The sequence below is a fragment of the Winogradskya consettensis genome, from assembly GCF_018332715.1.
In the GTDB taxonomy this organism is placed as follows: Bacteria; Actinomycetota; Actinomycetes; order Mycobacteriales; family Micromonosporaceae; genus Actinoplanes; species Actinoplanes consettensis.
The window spans coordinates 1-23,186 of record NZ_BOQP01000008.1 but is presented as its reverse complement, the minus strand read 5'-3'; the positions used below and the strand labels follow the sequence as shown (position 1 = coordinate 23,186).

16 protein-coding genes are annotated in these 23,186 nt (G+C 72.6%); 14 read left to right on the top strand and 2 right to left on the bottom strand.

The annotated features are described in order from the left end of the window. Positions 1-69 precede the first annotated feature (69 nt). The gene (locus tag Aco04nite_RS08640; protein WP_212996668.1) at positions 70-1,818 is read left to right on the top strand and encodes a multicopper oxidase family protein; all 1,749 of its coding nucleotides are present in this window, start codon (positions 70-72) and stop codon (positions 1,816-1,818) included. A 105-nt stretch (positions 1,819-1,923) separates the two neighbouring features. Next, on the top strand, positions 1,924-3,981 hold the full coding sequence (locus Aco04nite_RS08635; protein WP_212996667.1) for a hypothetical protein: 2,058 nt from the start codon (positions 1,924-1,926) through the stop codon (positions 3,979-3,981). A gap of 19 nt (positions 3,982-4,000) precedes the next feature. Here Aco04nite_RS08635 and Aco04nite_RS08630 read toward each other — a convergent pair whose 3' ends face one another. Then, complete coding sequence (locus tag Aco04nite_RS08630; RefSeq protein WP_212996666.1) at positions 4,001-6,745, bottom strand: CHAT domain-containing protein; 2,745 nt, start codon at positions 6,743-6,745, stop codon at positions 4,001-4,003. 99 nt (positions 6,746-6,844) lie between these two features. Here Aco04nite_RS08630 and Aco04nite_RS08625 point away from each other — a divergent pair, with 99 nt between their 5' ends. From Aco04nite_RS08625 to Aco04nite_RS08610, 4 genes are all read left to right on the top strand, one after another. Then, the gene (locus Aco04nite_RS08625; protein ID WP_212996665.1) at positions 6,845-8,134 is read left to right on the top strand and encodes a S8 family peptidase; all 1,290 of its coding nucleotides are present in this window, start codon (positions 6,845-6,847) and stop codon (positions 8,132-8,134) included. Between the two features lie 46 nt (positions 8,135-8,180). After that, complete coding sequence (locus tag Aco04nite_RS08620) at positions 8,181-8,768, top strand: RNA polymerase sigma factor (protein ID WP_212996664.1); 588 nt, start codon at positions 8,181-8,183, stop codon at positions 8,766-8,768. Positions 8,769-8,770: 2 nt separating this feature from the next. Further along, positions 8,771-9,220, top strand: a complete 450-nt coding sequence (locus Aco04nite_RS08615; protein WP_212996663.1) for a hypothetical protein — start codon at positions 8,771-8,773, stop codon at positions 9,218-9,220. A gap of 251 nt (positions 9,221-9,471) precedes the next feature. Then, entirely contained in the window at positions 9,472-10,593 is a 1,122-nt protein-coding gene (locus tag Aco04nite_RS08610; RefSeq protein WP_212996662.1) for an IS630 family transposase, read from the top strand. 518 nt (positions 10,594-11,111) lie between these two features. Here Aco04nite_RS08610 and Aco04nite_RS08605 read toward each other — a convergent pair. Continuing rightward, the gene (locus Aco04nite_RS08605; protein WP_212996661.1) at positions 11,112-11,546 is read right to left on the bottom strand and encodes a hypothetical protein; all 435 of its coding nucleotides are present in this window, start codon (positions 11,544-11,546) and stop codon (positions 11,112-11,114) included. 375 nt (positions 11,547-11,921) lie between these two features. Here Aco04nite_RS08605 and Aco04nite_RS08600 point away from each other — a divergent pair, with 375 nt between their 5' ends. The 8 genes from Aco04nite_RS08600 to Aco04nite_RS08565 are packed head-to-tail and all read left to right on the top strand — an operon-like array spanning position 11,922 to position 23,169. After that, the gene (locus Aco04nite_RS08600; protein WP_212996660.1) at positions 11,922-13,196 is read left to right on the top strand and encodes a GlnX family signal transduction membrane protein; all 1,275 of its coding nucleotides are present in this window, start codon (positions 11,922-11,924) and stop codon (positions 13,194-13,196) included. Positions 13,197-13,208: 12 nt separating this feature from the next. Further along, complete coding sequence (locus Aco04nite_RS08595) at positions 13,209-14,258, top strand: transporter substrate-binding domain-containing protein (protein WP_212996659.1); 1,050 nt, start codon at positions 13,209-13,211, stop codon at positions 14,256-14,258. Next, the gene (locus Aco04nite_RS08590; RefSeq protein WP_212996658.1) at positions 14,252-15,148 is read left to right on the top strand and encodes a hypothetical protein; all 897 of its coding nucleotides are present in this window, start codon (positions 14,252-14,254) and stop codon (positions 15,146-15,148) included. Before Aco04nite_RS08595 ends, Aco04nite_RS08590 begins: the two co-directional genes overlap by 7 nt. Beyond that, on the top strand, positions 15,145-17,250 hold the full coding sequence (locus Aco04nite_RS08585; protein ID WP_212996657.1) for a serine/threonine-protein kinase: 2,106 nt from the start codon (positions 15,145-15,147) through the stop codon (positions 17,248-17,250). Before Aco04nite_RS08590 ends, Aco04nite_RS08585 begins: the two co-directional genes overlap by 4 nt. Before the next feature lie 25 nt (positions 17,251-17,275). Continuing rightward, entirely contained in the window at positions 17,276-18,682 is a 1,407-nt protein-coding gene (locus Aco04nite_RS08580; RefSeq protein WP_212996656.1) for a VWA domain-containing protein, read from the top strand. Beyond that, positions 18,607-20,304: an NACHT domain-containing protein gene (locus tag Aco04nite_RS08575; protein ID WP_212996655.1), complete on the top strand. Its 1,698-nt coding sequence runs from the start codon at positions 18,607-18,609 to the stop codon at positions 20,302-20,304. The genes Aco04nite_RS08580 and Aco04nite_RS08575 overlap by 76 nt, the downstream gene beginning before the upstream one ends. Positions 20,305-20,353: 49 nt before the next feature. Then, on the top strand, positions 20,354-22,576 hold the full coding sequence (locus tag Aco04nite_RS08570) for a glycoside hydrolase domain-containing protein (protein ID WP_212996654.1): 2,223 nt from the start codon (positions 20,354-20,356) through the stop codon (positions 22,574-22,576). Positions 22,577-22,590: 14 nt separating this feature from the next. Beyond that, positions 22,591-23,169, top strand: a complete 579-nt coding sequence (locus Aco04nite_RS08565; RefSeq protein WP_244875828.1) for a hypothetical protein — start codon at positions 22,591-22,593, stop codon at positions 23,167-23,169. The last annotated feature ends 17 nt before the right edge of the window (positions 23,170-23,186 follow it).

Sequence of the window (23,186 nt, the reverse complement as noted above, 5' to 3'; positions counted from 1 at the left end):
AGAGATATACGTCAGTCAATGAATTGGATTTGCAGGTTTGTTGCATCCAAGGTCGCCACAATGTGTTCCATGACCATGACCATGAGCACACCCGCACCCGTCCGCACCGGCGCCACGCTGACCCCGTTCGTCGACGAGCTGCCGGTCGCACCGGTGCTACGGCCACCGCGGACCGGGCGGCGCGCCGGCGTCCTGAAGATCCGCGCCCGCACCGCCGAGGTGAGCCTGCACCGGGCGTTACCGCTGACCCCGGTGTGGGCGTACGAGGGCCATCTGCCCGGCCCGACCATCGAGGTGTCGCGCGATCAGACCCTGCGAGTGCACTGGATCAACGAGCTGACCGGGCCGCTGCCGTTCGCGTCGGTCGCCGCGCCGCCCGGGAGCCAGAACGAGCCGGGCCGCTCGGGTGGCGTACCCAGAGATCTGTCCGATGTCCCTGCCTGGACCGCGGTGCACGTGCACGGGGCGGCGGTCGGGGGCGACAGCGACGGGTGGCCCGAGAACGGCGTCTCGCCGGGAGAGCGGTCGATCTACACGTATCCGAACCGGCAGCGCGCGAGCGGGCTCTGGTACCACGACCACGCCATGAACCTCACGGCCTATCAGGTGTACGCCGGGCTCGCCGGGCAGTACCTGATCCGCGACGAGGAGGAGGCCGGGCTGCACCTGCCGGCCGGGCGGCGCGAGCTGGCGCTGACGATCCGGGACGTGAACCTCGACCTCGACGAGGACGGGCTGTTCACCGGGCGGCTGCTGCACAAGACGGAGACCGGGGCGAACGAGTTCTTCGGGCCGTACACGTGCGTCAACGGGCGGATCTGGCCCTACGCGCGGATGCGGCCCGCGCTGCACCGGTTGCGGCTGGTCAACGCGTCGAACGCCCGCACGTACCGGCTGGTGCTGCTCGACGAGTGCGGCGACCCGGTGCCCGATGTGCTGCACGTGATCGGGACGGACGGCGGGCTGCTCGGGGCCCCGGTGCCCGTACCCGTGGAAGGCCTGGTCCTGGCACCCGCGGAACGCGCCGACGTCCTGATCGACCTGCAGGCGCAGGCGGGCCGGACGTTGACCCTGGTGAACACGGCGGCGGCGCCCTATCTGGGCAAGCCGGCCGAGGTTCCGCCGGGACAACCCGATGCCGCGCACCGACTGGCGTTCCCCCAGGTCATGCAGCTGCGGGTCGAGCGGGCCCAAGGTCCGATCCCACGGGTACGCGTACCAGGTGCGCTGTCACCGACCTTCCGCCGCCTCACCCGCGACGACCTCCCCCACGAGCACGGCCATCGCATGATCATGCTGGTCAAGTCCACGAAGCCCCTGCGCGAGATGCAGGAGTCGCCCGCCGGGCCCGGCATCGTGCAGGTGAGCGACGTCAGCGGCGCGAGCACCGGTTACCGGGTGGCGGCCGGGACCTGGGCGGATGCCGCGACGATCCACGTCGTGCAGGACTCGTGGGAGATCTGGCGGGTCCTCAACCTCAGCGGCCAGATGCACCCCATCCACCTGCACCTCGTGCAGTTCCAGATCCTGCGGCGCGAGGTGTACGACGCGAGCGGCTTCGACCCGGCCACCGGCGAGGCGAACCCGGCTGTCCGATATCTGCGGACGATCGAGACCCCGCTGCAGGAGCAGGGCTGGAAGGACACCGTACGCGTCAACCCGAACGAGATGGCCGTGGTCGCCGCCCGCTTCACCGGGCACAGCGGGCGCTACGTCTACCACTGCCACCTGCTCGAACACGAGGACGCCGGGATGATGCGGCCGTTCGTCGTGATGCCCGCCGGTGTCCCCGGCATGCCCGGCGGGCACGAGCACTGACGGTGTGGCGAATCCCGTCGTATCAAGGTGCCGGTGGGCTGCTCCGATCTGCGTAACGAGCAACCAGCCGGCACCTTCGCCGGCCGCACAACGGGGGAAAGACTGATGCATGTTTTCCGCATTCCTGACGGGACCGTGCGGGCCGTGGCCGTGGCCCACGCAAGGGACCTGCTGCGCCAGGCCGGCGCGCGGTGGGTCAAGGCGACGGTCCCGGTCGACGCCGCGTACCGGCAGCTGCAGGGGGCGGTGCTCGCCGAGGCGCTGAGCCTGGACGAGAGCTACGCGGAGCTGGTCGAGCAGGGCCGGCTGCTGGCCGACGAATTCCCCGGCCGGGGCGGCGCCCTCGCCGAGGTGGTGCGGGGGCTCGGCGTCGTGCTGGATCCGTCCGCCACGGTCGCCGAGGTCTGGGCTTCGTACTCGGCGGTGCTGACCGCGCTCGCCGACACGCTGCGACTCGGGCCGGGCGGGGCCGGCTCGCTCATCACAGCGGTGGACGGCGCCCTGGAGCTGCGGCTCGGCGGCGCTTCCCTGCTCGATGCGCTCCGGGACCTCACCGCCGCGGCCCGCCGCGACGGGCACCGGCCCACCGCTGAACACCTCGTCGCCGAGCGGTTCGCCTTCGAGACGCTGGCCCGGGGCCCCGGATCGGCGTGCACGTGGGGCACCTCGGGATTCCGGGACCATCAGACGTACATGTCGGTCACCGACCCGGGCGAAGGTCATCTCGACGGTACGGTGCGCGCGCTGGCCAACCTCGACGGCGTCATCGTCCACATCGAACACCTCGAACGCGGCGGGCATCAGGACCGTACGCACGTCGAGCCGTACCGGATCCCGGACCCGCGGACGGTCGCGCAGGTGCGGCTGCTGGTCGGCGACGACGCGCCGGTCTCGTCGTACGTGGGGCGGCCCGTCTTCGAGGGTCCCGTCGAGCCGTCGATGCTGAAGACCAGCCGGACCGTCGCCGCGGCCTGCTCGGCGCTGTTCGCGCAGGGCATCGCCGAATGCAAGATCGCCATCGAGGGGATGACCGCACGGCAGGCCGTCCGGTTCATGCGAGCCGTCCGCGCCGGCGTCACCCGGGACCGCTTCACACAGGTGCTGTCCGCCGCGTTCAACGTGAACACGCCGTTCTTCGACGACCGCGCCGGGGGCCTGCTCGACGGCCGGATGATCGTCGACCGGCTCGAGATCGGGCTGCTCGGCATCGCCCTGACCCGCGCGGGCGGCTTCGACAAGGTCACCTGGGACGGCACGGCGAACACGTACCCGAGCAGGTGCGTACTGGAGCAGCTGTCGTACGCCGAAGCCGTCACGCTCGTGCACCGGGCGCACGAACGGGGGCTGCTGACGTACTTCTCCGCGGGCTTCCGCCTGCACAACCTCGCCGGCGCCGTCTGCACCGGCGTCGACGGCGTCGGGGTGGGCGGCGCCCAGATCCTGCGCTACATGGACCCCGACACCGGCTTCCACGGCCCGTTCCTGGAGGAGAACATCGCGGGCATCCTCGCCGAACGCGACCTGGCGGAAACCTCGATCCTCGGCCGGGCCGCCCTCGCGCTGAGCCGCCTGGACCGAATGTGGTTCGAGGGCACGCTCACCGCCTGGGACGACGTCCACCGGATGGACCTGTTCGCCGTGCTCAGCGCCCCGGAAAGGCGCGACCTGGGCGCGTTGCAGCGGCTGCTCGACGAGGTCTCGCACGTGACGGCACTACCCTGCGATACTGCGCATCCGCTGCTGAGCTGGGCCGACCGGCTGGTCGCGGGTGGGCACCACACGCTCGCCGCCGGGCAGATCCGGATGGTCGCGCACTTCCAGGAGCACCTCGAACGGGTCGCCGCGGCGCGTGCGTGCGGCGACCTCGATCGCCTGGAACTCCTGCTGACACCCGAGAGCCGCTTCGCCGTCGGCGCCCGGCCGCGGGTGCCCGTTACCGCCGCTGTTGCGCCTCTTGCCGCCGCTGTTGCGCCTGTTGCTGGCGCTGTTGCGCCTGTTGCTGCCCAGTTGGGTGCGATGGTGCCCGCTGCTGCCGGGCCGGGTGCGGATGGGCCGGGGGCGGATGGGCCGGGGGCGGATCGGCCGGGGGCCTTGGTGGCCGTTGCTGGCGGGCCGGGTGGGGTGGTGCCGGGTGCGGTGGCGCTGCACGGGCTTGCGGCTTGATCGTGGGGTTACGGCCTGGTCAGGTGAGGCCGGCGCCGATGCAGACGAAGCCGGCGGCGGCCACGCGCTCGGCGGGGCCGCCGCCGGTGAGCAGGTCGCGACGGGCGGTGGCGAGGGCCACCGCCGGAGGTGCCCCGGCGGCGAGCTCCCGGTGCAGGGTCGTCATCAGGACCGCCGACGGCCCGTCGGGGACCGGCAGCATCGCGGCGATCAGGGCCCGGGAGCCCATGGCCAGCAGCGCGGCGGAGAAGCCCAGCAGTTCGTCGCCCGGGCAGACCAGCGACAGCCCGCTGTCGCAGGCCGCGAGGATCACCACCTCGGGTACGCCGGCGAGCGTCTGCAGATCGTGAACGGTCAGCGGCCCGTCGGCGAGCCGCAGCGACGAGAACAGCGGGTTGTCCCGCCGGAACGTGCCGTGCGCAGCCAGATGCGCCAGCCCCGCACCGGGCAGCGCCGCCAGCACCGCACCCACCGTCGCGGCCGCGCCCGTCAGCACCCCGGCCCCGGGGTTCAGCCGGCGCAGGGCCTCGATCTCCGCCCCGGCCCCGGGCAGATCCGGCCCGGCCACCGCCAGCCACCGCGCGCTCCGCAGGCCACCCGCCTGAGACGAACCGGTCAACGCGGCACCGGCAGCACCGCGCGATGCGACGGCCGCGCCGCGGGCGGCCTGCGATCGGGCGGCCTGAGACCGGGCGGCCTGGGCGGCCTGGGATCGGGCGGCCTGGTGCCAGAGGGTGGCTGAGGGGGAGACCGTGACCGGGCGGTCGGCGCAGGAGGGGAGCAGGGCCCAGGGCAGGGACTGCAGCGGGCCGGTCGGGACGACGACGAGGGGGCGGCCGGCGAGGTCCGGGCGTACCGTGCGGGTCAGAAGGTTGTCGAGTTTTGTGCCGAGCGAGCTGAGCAGCGTGCCGGCTGCCTCCGCGCTGCGGCCCGTCCCGGCTGCGGCCCGGCGCATGGCGAACGGCAGGTGTTCCAGCAGGCCGGTCATCGCGGCGACCGGGCCGAGCGGGTGCAGCCGTACCCGGCCGTCGGCGACCAGCAGGACGTAGAGGTGGTTGTCGCTCTCGACGTATTCGAGCAGGACGGCGTCGCCGAGGGCTGCCGTGAGCTGGTCCACCGTGACGGGTGCCGCCTCGTCCGCGTAGTCGCCGCGCCGGGAGTGCAGGTGGTCGCGGACCCGGTTCTCCAGGGTCGTCTGGCGGCGTTCCAGGGCGGCGACGGGGCGGCCCGCGCGGCGGGCGTCCGCCAGCTCGGCGACCACGGCGCGGACCTCGGTCAGCCCGGCGGCCAGGACCGGGTCGGCGGGCGGGCTCGCGCGGGTGAGCAGCAGGTGGCTGGCCCGGCCACGTTCGGCCCAGGCGAGCACCCGGCGCGCCGACCGGGCCTCGACCGCCATCCGCAGGCCCATCTCGGCCAGCTCCGTGCGCTGACCGGAGACGTGTGCCAGCAGGTCGGGGGCGCCGAGCGTGGCGCGGTACTGCCCGGCGATGCGCAGGCCGGCCGTGATCGTGGCGCTGGCCGCACGGCGGCGCCCGTCGATCAGGTGCCGTAGCGCGACGGCCTGGCAGGCCCGGATCCGCAGCTCGGCCGGGCCGGTCCGGGGGATGATGCCGTCGGCGAGCAGCGCCCGGGCCTGCGCGGGACGGCCGCGGGTCAGGGCGAGGCGGGCCGCGATGATCCGGGCGTCGAGGGCGGGCAGCCGCCACCCGGCCGCGTCCAGTGCCGCGGCGATGCGTACCACCTCCGGCACCGCGACCGGCAGGTTCTGCCCGAGCCGGCAGCGCAGCCCGACCAGCCTCGCGAGGGCGCTCCAGCCGCCGCGGTGCTGACGGGTGAACGCGGCAGCGGCCTGGCGAGCGGCCGGCAGCGCGGTGCCGCAGTCACCGGCGAGCAGGGCCGCGGTCGCCACGAGCAGCTGACCCTCGGGCAGCTTGAAACCGCCGCGCGTACGGATCAGCTCCTCGACGGCCTGCTCGGCGGTGGCCCGGGCCTCGCGGGCGAGCCGGACGGAGAGCAGCGTCTCGGCCCGGTCGAGCAGCAGCGAACTGACTCCCACGCCGAGCACCCGGTAGCGCCGCTCGGCCTCCTGGAAATGGCGCAGCGCCCCGGGGATCGCCCCCTGCCGGCTGTGGGCGAAGCCGAGGTTCTCCTGCACCTGCGCGGCGAGCAGGCCGAGCCCCTCCCGCTCGCTGAGCTGCTCGGCCTCGCGCAGATCGGTGAGTGCCTCGGCGAAGTGGTAGCGGAAGACCTGGAGCACGCCGCGGTTGTTGAGCACCCGCCACGTCCACACCCAGTCGCCGGCGGCGCGCAGCCGGGGCAGCACGTCCCGGTAGGCGTCGAGGGCCTCCCCGAGCCGCCCGAGTTGCTGCAGGATCGCGCCGCGCTGCGCGTTCGCGCGCAACCGCTGCAGGCCGTCCAGTCCGGCGCGGGCCCGGTCGATGACGCCGATGGCACGGCCCGGCTGTCCGTGGCAGCTCAGCACGTACGCGAGGGTCATCCGGGCCTCGGCGGCGAGCGTGGGGTTGCGGGCCCGGCGGGCCAGGCGCACGGCCGCGCGCTCGCACCGCAGCGCCGTGTCCAGGTCGGCCAGGTGCAGGGCGGCGAGCCCGCGCGCCCGCTCGGCGATCGCGGCGGACTCCGGGTCGTGCGCCGCGCGGGCCAGCTCCAGGGCCTGCCCGGCCAGACCCCAGGCCCGGCGCGGCTGGGCGTCGGCGATGGCCAGCGCCTCGGTGCAGAGCGTGCGAGCGGTGGTGTCCCGCGTCATCCGCCCTCCCGGCCCGATCTCTCAGGGACATTATGTATCAGATCCGCCCGTACTCCCTCCGCAACATGGATCGGGAAGGGCCCGATCGAAGGGGGAACCATGAGCACGGCCACCACCGGGCGCGGCGCGGCGCACCGGGTCAACGAACTGATCGTCACCCTGGCGCACCTCGACCTCGTCCTGGACCGCCTCGGCGTGCTCGGCATCGAGCCGGTACGCGATCCGCGCCGCAGCCCGGCACTCGGTCTCGCCCTGCTGGAGCTGACGGGCCACGCGGCGGAGCCCACCACCGCGGTCGACGGCGGGGACTCCCCCGTCGACGCGCTGCTCGACGACCTGCGCGCCTACTTCCGGCGCGACTACGACGGCTGGACGCCCGTGCTCGGCAAGAACCGCGAGGTCGAGACCGTCGGCGGCGCGCACGTGATCAGCGGCGGCGGCAGCAGCGCCATGCCCGCGAGCGTGGCGGGTGAGATCGACATCCTGCACGGCGGCTGGGGCGGCCGGTCGTTGTCCGAGGACACGTACGTGCTGCCCGCGCCCGAGGGCACCCCCGGCGGCCGGTACGCGCTCGACGGCGGGCTGCCCCGTCCGCACGGCACGCTCGGCCGGGGCGCGACGGTCGCCGTCTGCGACACCCGGCTGTGGGACCACGGCGAGCTCGCCGGCGCGTACCTCGCCACTCCGTCCGCTCTGCACCCCTCCCCCGGACCGCAGGGGCTGCCGTTCACCGCGGGACACGCCACCTTCATCACCGGCACCATCCTGCGCAACGCTCCCGGCGCGGCCGTCCTCGCCTGCGCCACCCTCGACGACCGGGCCCGTGGCACCACCTGGCAGCTCGCCAACGACCTGGTGGAGTGCGCGGCCCGCGGCGCCGACGTGATCAACGTGTCGGCGGGCTACTTCACCGGCGACAACCAGCCGTCCCTCGCGGTCAGCACCGCCCTGCAGCGCGTCGGCCCGGGGACGGTCGTGGTGGCCTCGGCCGGTAACCACGGCGAGGACGACCACGGCCCCCGGCGCCCGCTCTGGCCGGCTGCCGCCGACGACGTGCTCGCGGTCGGCGCGGTCACTGCCACGGGTACGCCCGCCGCGTTCAGCCCGGACGCCCCGTGGGTCGATCTGCTGGCGCCCGGTGTGAACGTGGTCAGCAACTACTTCGGCCCCGGTGTCACGATCACCGACCCGGCGGACGCGCGCTCCTCGCGTACCTATCAAGGGGTTGCCGCCTGGAGCGGGACCTCCTTCGCCTCGGCCTGGGTGTCGGGTCTGATCGCCGCGCGGATCCGGCGCGGGGAGACCGACGCGCCGACCGCCCTGCGCCGGCTGCTGCACGACGCCCGGCACGGCGCCACGTCGGCGCTGCTCCCCAAACACCGGGACTGACCGTTTCGCCCAACTAAAATAGGTTTTTGCCCGAGAGGAACTGACAATGGCCGACGGCGACCCCACCGCCCTCGTGACCGCCGCGGCGGGCGGCGACACGCAGGCATGGAACGCGCTGGTGGAGCGTTACGCCCCGCTGGTCCACGCGACGTGCCGCCGCTGGCGCCTGGACGCCGCCGACGCGGCCGACGTGAGCCAGACGGTGTGGCTGCGCCTGGTCGAGAACCTGCCCAAGCTGCGCGAGCCGAAGGCGCTGCCCGGCTGGCTGATGACGACCGCGGCCCACGAGTGCACCCGCTTCTACCGGTCCCGGCAGCGCGAACGCCCCGACGACCTGACCAGCCTGCTCGACCGCACCCCCGCCGACGACACCGACCCGGTCGACGCGGGCCTGATCCGCGACGAGCTCCACGCCGCGATGCGGGTCGCGTTCGCGGAGCTGCCGGAGCGCTGCCGGACCCTGTTCAGCCTGCTGATGACCGACCCGCCGGCGGCGTACACCGAGATCAGCACCCGGCTCGCCATGCCGTGCGGGGCGATCGGCCCCACCCGCTCCCGCTGCCTGGACCGCCTGCGCCGCAGCGCGGCCCTGCAGACCCTGATCGCCGACGCCGGCCACGCCGTGAGGAGATGACCATGATCAGCAACGACTGGCAGGAGAGCGACGAGGCCCTGCTCCAGGTCCTGACCCAGGCCCTTCACACCCCGGACCCCACCCCGGCATCGGTACGGGAGGCAGCCCGCGCGGTCTACACCTGGCGCACGATCGACGCGGAACTGGCCGAACTCGTCCATGACTCGCGCGTCGACGAACTCGCCATGGCCGGCCTGCGCGCCGAGGAGGCCGACCTGCGCACCCTCAGCTTCGAATCGTCCACCCTCACCATCGAGCTCGGCGTCTCCACCACCGCCCTGCTCGGCCAGCTCGTCCCACCCGGCCCCACCGAGGTCACCGTCCACCGCGAGGGCAGCGCCGCCTACACCATCCCCGTCGACCCCGACGGCACCTTCCGCATCGCCCCACCCCCCACCGGCCTCATCACCCTGACCTGCGCCGACGTCGTCACCGCCGCCTTCCGCCTCTAGGGGCGTATCTGAGGGATCACGACGGCCTGCGCCGGGCCCAGCTTTCGTCTCGCGGCGCGCGATGAAGGGGCGGATACAACACCGGTCTTCACCCCTCAATCCCCCGCGCGACACGAAACCTGGACCTCGCCGCAGACTCGCCGTGATCCCTCAGATACGCCCTAGTGCTCTGACCGGAAACGTTGGCCGGGTTGGGTGACACGCCGGTCGTGGTTCGTGGTGTGGGGTGGGTCGCGGGTCAGGCTGTCGTCATGGCAGATCCTGTTCGGGCACGGCGGCTCACCGAGGACGAGGGCCGTCGATTACAACAGATCGTGCGGCGTCAGACCGGATCACCGATCCGGCTGCGCCGGGCGATGGTCATCATGGCCTCGGCCAGTGGAAACACTGTTCCCGCGATCGCTCGTCTCGTGCAAGGTGACGAGGACGCGATCCGTGAGGTGATCCACCGGTTCAACGAGATCGGGCTGGCCTGCCTGGACCCTCGGTGGGCGGGTGGCCGTCCCCGCCGAATCAGTGAAGACGACGAAGCGTTCATCGTCGAGATGGCCCGCACCAGACCACAAGCCCTTGACCAGCCATTCACCCGGTGGAGCCTGCGCAAACTCTGCGACTACCTGGCCCATAACCGTGGTCATCGCCGGGTGGGCGTCAGCCGCGAACGGCTGCGGGAGTTCCTGCACCACCACAAGATCAGTTTCCAGCGGACCAAGACCTGGAAGGAATCCAATGATCCGCAGATCGAGGCGAAACTCGCCCGTATCGAACACGTGACCAGTCATTTCCCGGACCGGGTGTTCGTGTTCGACGAGTTCGGGCCGTTAACGATCCGCCCGCACCTCGGCGCCTCCTGGGCCGAGCAGGGGCATCCGGACCGGCTCCCCGCGAATTACCACAAACTTTGTGGGGTCCGGCAGTTCCATGCCTGCTACTCCGTCGGCGACGACACCCTGTGGGGCGTCGTGCGAGCCCGCAAATCCGCGGACAACACCCTCGCCGCCCTCCAGTCGATCCGCCGGGCACGCCCGGGCGGGGCACCGGTCTATGTCATCCTCGACAACCTGTCCGCGCACAAAGGCTGGAAGATCCGCAGCTGGGCGGCCCGCAACAAGGTCGAGCTGTGTTTCACCCCGACGTATGCGTCGTGGGCGAACCCGATCGAAGCGCATTTCGGGCCGCTACGCACCTTCGTCGTCGCCGGCTCGAACCACCCCAACCACCTGGTCGCGACCCGCGCCCTGCACAAATACCTGCGCTGGCGAAACGCCAACGCTCGCCACCCCGACGTCCTGGCCGCCCAGCGCCGCGAACGAGCCCGTGTCCGCAGCGAACGCCAACACCGGTGGGGCCAAACCGCTGCCCGCGCGGCCTGACCACCGACCCGGCCAACGTTTCCGGTCAGAGCACTAGCTTGTCGTTCAACCTCCCGGCTGAGGTTCGGCGTTGCTGCGGCCGAGGCAGCTACGTCACCGAGAATGACCGCAGCGAGGAGCGGCGGGAGAGCCCGGCGCGGATAGGTGTGCATCACCTCGGGATGTGCCGGTGCACACTCACCGAAAGTCCTGCAGTGCCAGACCGTAATCGCCTCGCACTTGCCGAATCAGACGGCATGAACGGAGCCAGTGTCGCTGTGATTGTGGGAATCCGGCGGAGCAGGTCGCGGACATGTTCACCTTGGTCGTCCAAGCCACAGATCCGGTGGAAATCAGGGGAATTGATTTCTCCGGGCATCCGAAGTCAACGGCGGATTCTTTGAGGTGGCGGCACCGATCAGGTGCTCAAGGTCACCCCCTCGCGTCGGCATGTCCGTGCGCCCGGTCCTCGGGCAGAGTCCTGTGTGAATGCGTGGCGCCATCGGCGTGTCGCCCGGGGAAGGTCCGGTGCCTGCGGGTCAGCAGACGGCGGCGTGCATCACCTGCCAGCGGCCGGCAAAACGGGTCCAGTCGAACAGTTCACCGGCAGCGCGCCTGCGGTCACGCTCATCTGCGGCGTCGGCGCACGTCTGTGTGGTGTTTGCTGCACGGAACAATGCACGTGCCGCCTCGATCCACATGACCTTGCCGTCCGGTGTCCGCGCCTCAGGAGAGTCGCGGCGCAGCCGGGCGGTATGGCCCAGTGCCTTTCCGAAAGCGCGCCGGACCCGGTGTTCACGCCGGAACACTTCGGTCGCCGCGGAGTAATTTCGGTGCTTGGTGGGGTCGCGTAGCCAACCCAATTCGACTGCCGTGAAAATTTCCAGCTGCCTGTATTGCACTCCTTGATACTTCTCGTGCAACGGCATGATCGGAAGGGGCGAGCGTGCCATTGTCGGGTTGAGATGGATCATAGGAATGCGAATAGCAGATGGCGAGTAATCGGGGTAGCCGGAATTCAGCGGTGGGTGGGTTCCGGGACGGCGATGATTGCTGGGCGGGTGCGTGGGGTGCTGCGATCCTCGGAACGCCCGATGACGCCAGAGCGGTTCACCCAAGCGCCGGTGCGGCGCGGGTTTCGGAACCTTTGTACCCCCAGCGTCTTGCCGGCGCGTGCACCGGCACCCAGCCGACCTGGCCCGACAGCACAGCGCAGCCTTTGGCGAGTCAGATCTTGGACACTGATCGTGATCACGTGACGTCAGGGCGTCATGATGACGGGTCCTGCGTGATCGGGTACGGGGTCCGAAGGGGATGCTCGCGTGGCTGGTGCTACCACGCTCGGGGGGATGCGTCCGGAGAGCGGGCCGGTGGATGCCGGGGCCCGGCCGGCGGGGTGGCGGCGGGCCGGGGTGCTGGGCCGGTTGGACACGCCGGGCCGGTTGATGGTGGCTGTCGGAGTCGTGGTGCTGTTGCTGGGTGCGCTGGCGGGGGTCACGGTGGTGTCGCCCCGGGCGGCGGAGGCGCTGGGGCAGGATGCGGCCGCGGCGTCCGCGAGCAACAGTGCGAGTGCGCGGGACATCTACCAGGGGATCGCCGATACGGACGCTGCCGCGAGTGTCCTGTTCCTGGCGACGAGTCTGGCTCAGCGGGACGCTTTGATGGGCCTCTACGTCGAGGCGGTCGACCGGGCGCAGAGTGCGCTGAGTGCGGCCATGGTTCGGGCGTACGACGATCCGGCGCGGCTGGCGCGGCTCACCACTATCGCCGATGAGGTCCGGGCCTATCGCAAGGTGGTGGACGACGGGCTGACTGTGGGCCTGGGTGACGACTTCGCGAAGCAGGCGGTGCTCGCGTCGGCGTACGCGCGGGAGGCCTCGTTCTACATCTCGGATGTGGTGCTGCCGTCGGTGATGCGGCTGGGGACCGAGGACCAGGAGCGGCTGGCGCGGGCCCAGCGGGACGGGCAGCTCTGGCGGATCGCCGCTCTCGGGCTGCCCGTGCTGGTGCTGCTCGTGCTGGGCGGGGTGCAGTGGTGGTTGTGGCGGCGGACCCGGCGGCGGCTCAACGCGGGGCTGGTCGCCGCCGTTGCGGCCGTCGTGGTGGTGCTCGGGTTGCTCGTCTCGTCGTGGTCGCACTACGCGGCCGCCGAGGTGGGGTTCACCGCGCTCGCGTCGCGGATGGACAGTGAGGGCGCGACGCAGCAGCAGCTCGGTGCCCTGCTGAGCGGACGGGCCGACGTCTCCCTGGCGCTGGGGGCGAGCGTCGACCCCGTGAAGCATCATCAGGACTTCCTCGCCCGTGATCTGTGCGGCTCGGCGGCCGGTCAGGTGAACTGCACGGCGCTGACGCCCGTGTGGACAGCACGGCAGAGCGGCGTCGCCGGCGACTACGACGCGGCGGTGGATCTCGTGCTGCCGGGCGGGAACGTGGAGACGGCGTTCGCCTCGGCGCGGGAGCAGATCAGCGATCGGCTGGATCAGGGTGAGCGCGACGTCGACGCGGCGGTGCAGTGGTTGCCGGCGACACCGGTGCAGCACCGGCTGCTGATGCCGGCGTTGCTGCTGGTCGCGGCGCTCGCCGCGGTGGCGGGGCTCTGGGCACGGCTGAGCGAGTACTCCTGAGAGGAGGCGGTGATGATACGACGAACCACAGCGTGGGCCGCAGCCGTCCTGCTGACCCTCTCCGGGTGCACGGCGGGTGGGGCCGTCGCCGCGGCCCCCGCACGGCCCGAGGGGGTGCAGCCGCCGGAGGACAAGGTCAACAACGCGCTGTCCTGTCTCGTCCGGCGCAGTTTCGCGCCGAGCGACGTCCGGCCGCCGAAGCTGGCCGGGGGCAAGCTCATCGCCGGGGTGGACCTCTCCGACACCACGATGAGCCACTGGAACGCCACCTCGCACCAGTTCGAGGGGTTCAACATCGACCTGCTGCTCGCCGTGGCCCGCTCGCTCTGGCCGGGTGCCGACCCGCGCGACAAGATCACGTTCCGGGCCGTGCCGCCCGGCACCGGGGCGCTCGCGCAGCTCGACCCGGCGCACGCGCAGCACGTCGACGTGGTGGCGACGTCGCTGACAGCGACCTGCGAACGGGCCGCGCTCGCGTATTTCTCCACCGACTATCTGGACTCCGGGCAGACCGCGCTGGTCCGGCGGGTGCCCGGGATCGGCTCGCCGGCGGTGCGGCCCGAGTTCGCGGGCATGGAGCAGCTGGGCGGCCGCCGGGTCTGCGCCCCGCGGCTGACGACGTCGCTGGCCGCGATCCGGCGTTACCGGACGGCGTCCGGGCAGGCACTGGTGCCGGTGCAGACCGAGCACTCCATCGACTGTCTCGTGATGCTGCGCCAGGGCCAGGTCGACGCGGCCAGCACCGACGAGAACATCCTGCGGGGCTTCGCCGAGCTGGCCCCGGACACGATCCTGGTGACGGACCCGCCGAGGGAGCCTTCCTGCGCCTACAACGTGACGAAGACGGGTTGCACCTGGTTCACCGACGAGCCGCACGCCTTCGCGTTCAGCCGTGGTGACGAGCCGCTGGTCCGCTACTTCAACTACGTGCTGCAGGGGATGCGCGCCACCCCGGGCGGCAAGTTCGGGGAGTGGGGGCGGGCGCACGACGAATGGCTGTCCATGCACCCTGACGAGGGGATGCCCGACGCGGGGCCGAGTGTGGCGGTGTGGCCGTGGTGATGACCGATGCCTACGAGGACACCCGGGAGGCGTGCCGCACGGTGGCGCGTACCTATCTGGACATGGACCGGTTCGTGACCGGGCAGGTCGGGCAGCAGGGCCGGGCCCGGGCCGGGATCGCGGCGCAGGACGCGCTCGACCTGCTGCACCAGCTCGGGTGTCTCGCCCAGACCCTGGAGAACCGGGTCGACGAGCTCGTGGCCCTGGACCGGCGGCTCGAGCAGCAGGGCGGTGCGGCGCCCGGCCCGCTCCGGGCGGAGCTGCTGCGGCTCGCGTCCGCGCCGTGCCGGGTGGTGTTCACGGCGGCGACGGGCGTGCCACCGCGCTCGCAGACGATGCCGGTCGCCCGGATCGTCGCCGAGGCCGCGGAGCGCGAGCGGGAGATCCGCCTGGCGGTCCGTGCGGTGCGGCTCGGCGAGACCCTGGACGGGCCGGTCGTGGCGCTGCGGGAGCAGCTCGCGAAGCTGGAGACGCTGATCGCCGACGCGCTCCGTGCCGGGCTGGGCCACGGGCGCCCGCCGGTCAGCCCGGAGGCCCTCGCGGTGCTCGACCGGCTCGCCCGGTGGGAGAAGGCCGCGGACAGCGGACGCTGGCGCGAGTTCCTGACCGGCGACCAGGACGGCGACGGGCTCCCGGCTGAGGTTGTCCGGGCCACCGAGCGGGCGGCCGTTCAGCGGCGGGCGCTGCGGCAGGGCTACTACTCGGAGCTCACCGGGCTGCTCGCGGCGTACCGGCAGAAGGCCGTCAACGACGGCCTCGGCGAGCTGCTGACCCTCGACCCGTTCTACCAGGCCGCGCGGCGGTCCCTGAACCCCGACGGGTTCGACCTGGCGGTGGCGGCCGCGGCGGTGCTCGCCTATCAGCGGGCCGTGAACGGCGACCTGCCATGACCGTCGGCGTGAGCGCCCGGTGCGCGGCCCGGCAGTGCCCCGGCCTGGTCGACCGGGACGGTTTCTGCCGCAAGTGGGGCCACGAATGCCTTCCCGACGCCCCTCCCATCGAGCGGGAGGAGCAGCCTGAGCAGCGGGAACGGCATTGGGAGCGGACCGGGGAGCACCCGTGGGAGCAGGCCGTGCTGCTCCCCGCGACCCGGGTCCGCGATCCCCTCGACGCGCTGCAGCCCGGGCCCGTCGCGCCGTCCGCCCGGGTGTGCGTGACATGTGCCAGGCCCGCCCGCGAGACGGAGGGCTTCTGCGAGAACTGCGGCACCGCGTACTCGTTCTGGCCACCGCTCGAACCGGGCTCCCTGGTCAACGGCCGCTACCTGGTCAAGGGCTGCGTGGGCTACGGCGGTGTCGGGTGGGTCTTCCTCGCCCGCGACCGGATCATGGACGATGCGTGGCGGGTCCTGAAGGGACTGCGCAACCCGGACGACAAGGCCGCCGCCGACGCGTTCTTCGGGGAGCGCCGGACGCTGATCAGCCACAACCACCGGCGGATCGTCGCCATCCTCGACGTGGTCCCGGGTGAGCACGCCGCCGGCGGGCCGTACCTGGTGATGGAGTACATCCCCGGCGGCACCCTGGAGGACGCCCGCGGCAGGCCCGGCACGCCGCGGGTGCCGAAGGCCGTCAACATCGTGCAGGCGCTCGGCTTCGGCGACCAGATCCTCGACGCGTTCGAGTTCCTGCACGAACGGGGGCTGCTCTACTGCGACCTCAAGCCGGAGAACGTCATGCGGGTCCCGGCCGTGCAGAACCACGACCCGGACCCGATCAGGCTCATCGACTTCGGCGCGGTCCGCCGGATCGACGACCGGGTGAACCCGCCCTGGTACACCCCCGGCTTCGTCGCCCCCGAGGTGGTGCAGGACGGGCCGCGGGGTACCGGGGTCCGCTCGGACCTCTACACCGTCGGACGCACGCTGATCGCGCTCACCCTCACCGACGACACGGGTGGGATGGAGACGCGGTTCCCTTCCGAGGAGCGCCTTCTCGCCCGGGTCACCGGGGCGAACCTGCCCTCCGAGGTGTACCTGCGCCTCCTCGACCGGGCCACGGCGCCCGACGCCGATCACCGGTTCGCCTCGGCCGCCGAGATGCGCGAGCAGCTGCAGGGCGTGCTGCGGCAGCTACGGGCCGAGGACACCGGGGAGCCGGAACCCGCCCGCTCCACCGTCTTCAGCCCGTCCGCGTGCGCGTTCGCCCTGCACGTCGACCAGCGTGACCTGGACCTCGCCGGCCTGCTGCGGCAGCTGCCGATGCCGCTGGTCAACCGGAGCGACCCCGCCGCCGCGTTCCTCGCCTCGCTCGGGCCGGACTCCGAGGAAGTGCTCGCCCAGTTACGGGAGGCACCCGGGCCGTCCGACGGCGTCTTCTTCCGCACCGTACGAGCCCATCTCGCGGTCGCCGTGGCCGCGTCCACGGAAAGGTCGTCGATCCGCGCGCACCGCGCGGAGACCGAGATCGCGCGCGCCGAGAAGTTGCTGGCGGACCGGCCGGAGAATCACCAGGACTGGGCGTTGTGGTGGCACCGGGGGCTGATCGCGCTCGTCGCCGGTCGCGCCACGGACGCCCGGCGCCAGTTCGACCAGGCGTTCGGGTGGCTGCCGGGCGAGGTGTCGGCGCGGCTGGCGTACGCCGTGGCGGCCGAGCTCTGCGGCGACGTGGCCGCCGCGACCGAGCACTACGGCGGGGTCTGGGCGGCGGACCGTGGCGTGGTGGCAGCGGGGTACGGCTACGCGCGCTGCCTGCTGACCACCGGTGCCGACGGGCTCGGGGCCGTCGAGCGGGCGGCACGTGTCGTCGAGCAGCTGCCCGTCTCCGACGACCGGACCGCCGCCGAGCTGGACACCATCGGGTTCGCCGTCGGCCACTTCGGCGACCGGTTGCCCGCCGGGGGCCGCATGTTCGGCGTGGAGATGACCGGGGCAGCGCTCGGCACCGCGTTCGAGCAGCGCTGCCGGCGGCTGGCCGCACGCACCTCGGACCGGCGCCTCCGGGTCCGGCTCGTCGACGCCGCCAACCGTCTCCGCCCGGTGTCGTGGTGGTGAAGTCCCTGATGGAGAGGCCACCGAGGTGAAGTTCAGCGTGACCGCGCACCACAACGAATACCTGCCGGCGGGTGACGCCACCGTCGACATCATCGTGACCGTGCGTGCCGAGGACGACGGCTCCGACATCGCCGTGCCTGGGACCGGGACCGGGCTGGCCGAGGTGATCCTGCTGGACTGCTCGGGTTCGATGGGCGCGCCGCAGACGAAGATGCGCGCCGCCCAGCTCGCCACGATCGCGGCGATCGACGTGCTGCCCGACGGTGTCGCGTTCGCCGTGGTCGGCGGCAGCCACGTCGCCGAGATGATCTATCCGTTGGGGCGCGAGCCGGCCGTGGCGGACGAGGGCACCCGGGCGGACGCGCGCAAGGCCGTGCGCAGGGCCACCCCGCACGGCGGCACGGCGATCGGGACCTGGCTGCGCCTGGCCCGCGAGCTGGTCGCCCAGCGGCCGGACGCCATCGGCCACGCCGTCCTGCTCACCGACGGCCGCAACGAGAGCGAGCCGGCCGGCGAGCTGAGCGCCGCGCTCGAGGCCTGCGACGGCGCGTTCACCGTCGACTGCCGGGGCATCGGGTCGGCCGAGGGCAGCCACGATTGGGACGGCGACGAGCTGTTGCGCATCGCGGACGCGCTCGGCGCCAACCCGGTGGTGCCGGTCGAGGACACCTCCACGCTGACCGCCGACTTCAGCCGGGTGCTGGCGCATGCCATGGCGAGCCGCGCGGGGGACGTACGCCTGCGGATCCGTCACGCGGAGGTCGCCCGGATCCGGTTCGTCAAACAGGTGTACCCCGTCATCGCCGACCTCACCGGCCGCGACACCGCGGCGGAGTTCCCCACCGGCGCGTGGAGCCCCGGTGATCAGCGGGACTACCACGTGGCCCTCGACGTGGACCCGATGGCGGCCGGTCAGCGCCGCCGGATCGCGTGGTTCAGCGCGTTCTCGTCCCCGGGTGGCACCGACCCCGACGAGGCGGGCATCACCGTGGAGTGGACCGACGAGTTCCCGCTCTTCTCCGCCGTGCACCCGACCGTGGCGCACTACGCCGGCCAGCAGGACCTGGCCGAGGCGATCCGGCGGGGCCTGGCAGCTCTGGAGGCCGGTGACCGCGAGGAGGCCGGGCGTCAGTTCGGCGTGGCGGCCGCCCTCGCGCACGCCGCGGGCGACACCGCCAAGCTGGACCTGCTGACCCGCGTGGTCGACATCGACGACGCGGCGGCGGGCAAGGTCCGGATCTGCGCCGACGTCAACCCGCGGATGCTGCCCCCGCTGACCGCGACCGGGCCCCAGACCTCGCGCTGGAACTCGCCCGGCGCCGCCGCGGCGGCGGGCGGAACGGACAAGATCCAGCCGTGGCGCCATCACGACACGACGTGGACCGGGCGCTTCTGCGGCAGGTGCGGCGTGCGCTACGACAGGGCCGGCTGATGGGGACGTTCCTCGACGCGATCAACGTCGCGGACGACGTCTCGGGCATCCTCACCGCGGTCATCGCCGTCGTCACGCTGCTCACCTTCTACCGGCAGAGCCGCCAGGCGTGGTGGCGCGAGCTCACCGGTTACTGGAACGCGCAGTTCAACACCGGTGAGGAGGACGGCTACCCGCTCGACGCGCACGTCCCGCCCCTGCTGAAGGTCTACGTACCGCGCACTGCCAAACCCCGGGCCGACCCGGCCGCGGACGCCGTGGCGACCGATGACCTGGTCCTGCAGGACGGCCCGCACGTCCTGCTGATCGGTCCCCCGGGCAGCGGCAAGACCGCGCTGGTCCGGCAGGCCGCCGCGGCGTCGGCGCAGCGGTGGCTGACCAGCGCGGGCCGGCTGGGTCGCGCGCCGGACGGGCCGCTGGTGATCCGGCTGACGGCCGCAGCGCTGGCGGGCCGGACGCTGCAGCACGCGATCGCCGAGGCGGCCGCCCCGTGGGTGCCGGAGCTCGACCAGGAACCGCTGCCGCACCGCCGGATGGTGATCCTCGTCGACGGGCTCGACGCCCTCGCCGATCCGCAGCAGCGCAGCGGCGTGATCAACATGCTCGCCCGGGAGGCCGCGACACCGCCGCGGCACCGGCGGCTCGTCGTGACCACCCGGCCGCTCGGCGACAAGGAGCTCGAGACCCTCGCGCCGTTCGACGCGTACCACCTGATGCCGTTCACCGAGGAGGACGTCGAGGCGCTGGCCGGTCGATGGCTCAGCGACCCCGATCCCTTCGTGGCGTGGCTGGGCAGCGATCCCGCCTCCGCGAAGGCCCGCAGCCCGCTGCTGGTCACTGTCGCCGCCGTGCTCTGGGAGAACGGCATCCACGGATCGGCACCACGCCCCGCCGAACTCATGGAGGCCTTCGTCGGGCTGCTGCTCGGTGCCCGCCGCACCGCCCTCGACGCCCTCTTCGCCGGTCCGGGCGACACCGGGCCGGACACCGAATGGCTGAGCCGGCACCGCCGCGACCTGCTCGTCGCCGCCGCGAAGACGTCCGTGGACGGCAAGGACGTCGTGACCGGCACCCTCGACTGGATCGGCGAGCAGCTGCCCGGCTCGCGGCCCGAACGCTGGCGGGAGCCGGTGACGAAGCTGCTGCTGCGGACCGGGATCTTCCAGAACGGGCGCCGCGGCCTCGTGCCGACCTGGACCGGGCTCGTCGCCTACCTGGCGGCCGACCGGCCCGCCCCGGGGCTGGACCGGAATACCATGACCACCGGGATGGGCACCCCGTCGCGTCAGGCCGTCGTCGGCTGGCAGTTCGAGCGGGCCGGGACACCGGAGGAGTTCATCGAGGAGATGCGGGCGGCGCCCGGCGGTTCCACGGACGTCGGCCGGTTCGCCGCGGGTGGGCTGCCCGTGCCGGAGCCCGTCCTCGTGGAGGTCCTCGCCACGCTGCTCACCGACGGATCACCGGAGGCCCGGGCGGTTCTGATCACGCTGGCCGCCGACCGGGCCCACCTCGAAGCCCTCCGCGCGCTCGCCGATGACGAAAGCCAGCCCCGGACCGTACGCAGAGCAGCGCACTTGTTCTTCGCCGGGCGCGCGGTCATGAGCGTGCCCCCACCGGGTTGACGCGCCGGGGTAGGGTCCCCCCGGTTGTCATCGACGGAGGGGAATCTCTTTGAGCGCCGAGGTACTGGCGGTTCAGCGGTGGGTCAACGCCACCTACCGCACGGTCAGCGGATACAACGTCATCACCGAGGACGGCATCGTCGGCTGGCAGACGATGTACGCGCTGACCCGCGGCCTGCAACACGAACTGGGACTCACCTCCCTCGCCGACAACTTCGGCACCGGGACCCTCGCCGCGCTGTCCGCGCACGGGCCGGTCACCGCGAGCGAGGCCAACCACAACATCGTCGCGATCGTCCAGGGTGGAGCCACCTGCAAGGGGTACGACCCCGGTGTCGTCGACGGCCTCTGGGGCTCGCGCACGTCCGGGGCGGTCGCCGCGATGATGACCGACGCCGGGCTCGCCGCGAAGGTCGACGGCACGGTCGCCCCGAAGGTCTTCAAGGCGCTGCTGTCCATGGACGGCTACACCCTCGCGGCCGGGGGCTCGGCGAGCGTACGGTCGCTGCAGCAGTGGATGAACGACCGCTACCTGAACCGGTCGGCCTACTTCGTGCTGCCCGCCGACGGCCGCGCCACCCGCGACATCCTCAAGGCCGTGACGTTCGGCGTGCAGTACGAGGCCGGCCTCACCGACTCGCAGGCCAACGGCAACTTCGGCCCGCTCACCCAGTCCGGCGTGCGGACCAGTGGCATCGTCCAGACCGGCTCGACGGGCCCCTGGGTGCGACTGTTCACGGGGGCGCTGTCGCTCTACCCGTCGGCGCAGGTCTTCACGGACACGTTCACGGCGGCGCTGGCCACCCAGGTCCGCGCGTTCCAGCACTTCGCCCAGGTCGCCGAGACCGGCGCCGGCGACTTCACGACCTGGGCGTCGCTGCTGATCAGCACGGGTGACCAGGCCCGGCCCGCGGGCGCGGCCGACACCATCGACCAGGTCACCACGGCGCGCGCGAAGACGCTGACCGACGGCGGCTACACCCTGATCGGCCGCTACCTGACCAACGTCGAGGGCACCTCGCTCGACAAGAAGATCAAACCCGGCGAGCTGGCCACGATGTACGCGGCCGGCCTGCGCCTGTTCCCGATCTACCAGACGTACGCCGACTCGGCCGGCTATTTCAGCTTCGCCCAGGGCCGCACCGACGCCCTCGCCGCCCACGACTCCGCGGTGGGTCACGGCATCGACGCGAACGCGACCATCTACTTCGCGGTCGACTTCGACGCCACCGACGCCAACATCGACGCGGGCATCCTGCCGTACTTCCTCGGCGTGGCAGCCGGCCTGCGCGCCCGCGGCAGCCGTTACGCCCACGGCGTCTACGGTGCGCGCAACGTGTGCAGCCGGCTCGCCCGGGAGGCGTGGACGCTGCGCAGCTTCGTCAGCGGCATCACCTCCGGCTGGACCGGCAACATGGGCTACCCCCTGCCGGACAACTGGGCGATCGACCAGATCTCCACCGTGGACATCGGCACGGGCACCGGTGCGCTCGAGGTCGACCGGTGCGTGCTCCGCGCGTACACCGAAGAGGGGGAAAGCGCGACGGGCGCGCCCGCCGCGACCCACGCCGAGTTCCTGACCTGGATCGACCGCCTCACCGCCCTCGCCACGACGTACGGCCAGGGCGACCCGGACACGCTGGTCCTGCAGTATCTGCGCGCGGGCCGGCACGACTCCACCCAGTCGTCGCTGCTCAACGGCGCCACCGACAAGGGTTTCCCGGCAGCGGTCGGCGCGGCCGGGGTCACCCGCATCCGCCGCTACCGCGACCCGGTGGCCGCTGTCGACATCGACACCAGCCGCCTCGGCGATGCGACTCTGGGATCACTGCAGACGGGGGTACGCGCGGACTTCGGCGGCTGGGGCCTCGACTGGACCGCCCTGTACGCCGAATGGCAGCTCACGGGGGCCTACACCTTTGCCCAGCCCGGCGTCGCCGGCTCGTTCGACCTGCCCGCCCTGGTGGCGGACGTGGACGCGTACCACCTGGCCACGGCCCTGAAGGGCGGCACCCGTCTCGCCGCCCACCTGCGGTCCGCACCGCGCGCGACCCGCTTCACCACCTTCCTCAACGGCCGCTTCGGCGGAGCCACCGGTGCGGCCGCCGCAGCCGCCGCCGTGCTGACCAGCACGACGGACACCGCGGTGGTGACGGCACGGGCACTGCTCCTGCGCGGCCAGGCCACCACACCGGTGCCCGCGAGCGCCGCGCTGACCACGTTCTGCCAGGCCTTCGCCGACCGGCTCACCGCCCTCGCCGGAGCCGAATGATGAAAGGACTCCCGATGCGCCGCCGCACCCTGCTCGTCCTCGGCGCCGGAGCCGGCGTCGCCACGGCCCTGCCGTTCTCCCTGCCGTTCTCCCTGCCGGCCACTGCCGCTCCCGCTTCGTTGCGGTCCTTCCCGGTGGAGGGCACGGACGCGACGGTCCAGCTCCTGCCGGGCCCGGCCGCAACCGTCTTCCTGTACGCCGCCCGCCGCTTCCACTACGAGATCGACACCCTGCACGCGGGCGACCTCGTGGGCAGCACCGACGCCCTGGACCTCCGGCCGGGCTGGTACGCCCCGGGCGTCACGGGCGGCCTGCTCCCCTACCAGGTCACGGTCATCCGCGACATCATCGCCGAGTGTGACGGGCTGCTGGCCTGGGGCGGAGACGCCGCCGTCCCGCAGGAGGGCCGCTTCACGCTGACCGTGGCACCGGGCAACGCGCGGCTGCGGGCCCTCGCCGGACGGTTGAGCGGGTCCCTCAGCGGATCCCTCACCAGGGGCCGGCGTTCCGCGCGGGTCGGCGCGGGCACGGCCCTGCCGTACACCGAGGCCCGCAGACGTCGCGCCGAGAAGATCCAGAAGATGATGCGCTAGACGAGTAAGTCCTAACT

What these genes read in the sequence shown, in the direction of transcription:
- Aco04nite_RS08640 (WP_212996668.1), top strand. Translation starts at nt 70, where the DNA reads ATGACCATGACCATGAGCACACCCGCACCCGTCCGCACCGGCGCCACG.
- Aco04nite_RS08635 (WP_212996667.1), top strand. Translation starts at nt 1,924, where the DNA reads ATGCATGTTTTCCGCATTCCTGACGGGACCGTGCGGGCCGTGGCCGTG.
- Aco04nite_RS08630 (WP_212996666.1), bottom strand. Translation starts at nt 6,745, where the DNA reads ATGACGCGGGACACCACCGCTCGCACGCTCTGCACCGAGGCGCTGGCC.
- Aco04nite_RS08625 (WP_212996665.1), top strand. Translation starts at nt 6,845, where the DNA reads ATGAGCACGGCCACCACCGGGCGCGGCGCGGCGCACCGGGTCAACGAA.
- Aco04nite_RS08620 (WP_212996664.1), top strand. Translation starts at nt 8,181, where the DNA reads ATGGCCGACGGCGACCCCACCGCCCTCGTGACCGCCGCGGCGGGCGGC.
- Aco04nite_RS08615 (WP_212996663.1), top strand. Translation starts at nt 8,771, where the DNA reads ATGATCAGCAACGACTGGCAGGAGAGCGACGAGGCCCTGCTCCAGGTC.
- Aco04nite_RS08610 (WP_212996662.1), top strand. Translation starts at nt 9,472, where the DNA reads ATGGCAGATCCTGTTCGGGCACGGCGGCTCACCGAGGACGAGGGCCGT.
- Aco04nite_RS08605 (WP_212996661.1), bottom strand. Translation starts at nt 11,546, where the DNA reads ATGATCCATCTCAACCCGACAATGGCACGCTCGCCCCTTCCGATCATG.
- Aco04nite_RS08600 (WP_212996660.1), top strand. Translation starts at nt 11,922, where the DNA reads ATGCGTCCGGAGAGCGGGCCGGTGGATGCCGGGGCCCGGCCGGCGGGG.
- Aco04nite_RS08595 (WP_212996659.1), top strand. Translation starts at nt 13,209, where the DNA reads ATGATACGACGAACCACAGCGTGGGCCGCAGCCGTCCTGCTGACCCTC.
- Aco04nite_RS08585 (WP_212996657.1), top strand. Translation starts at nt 15,145, where the DNA reads ATGACCGTCGGCGTGAGCGCCCGGTGCGCGGCCCGGCAGTGCCCCGGC.
- Aco04nite_RS08565 (WP_244875828.1), top strand. Translation starts at nt 22,591, where the DNA reads ATGCGCCGCCGCACCCTGCTCGTCCTCGGCGCCGGAGCCGGCGTCGCC.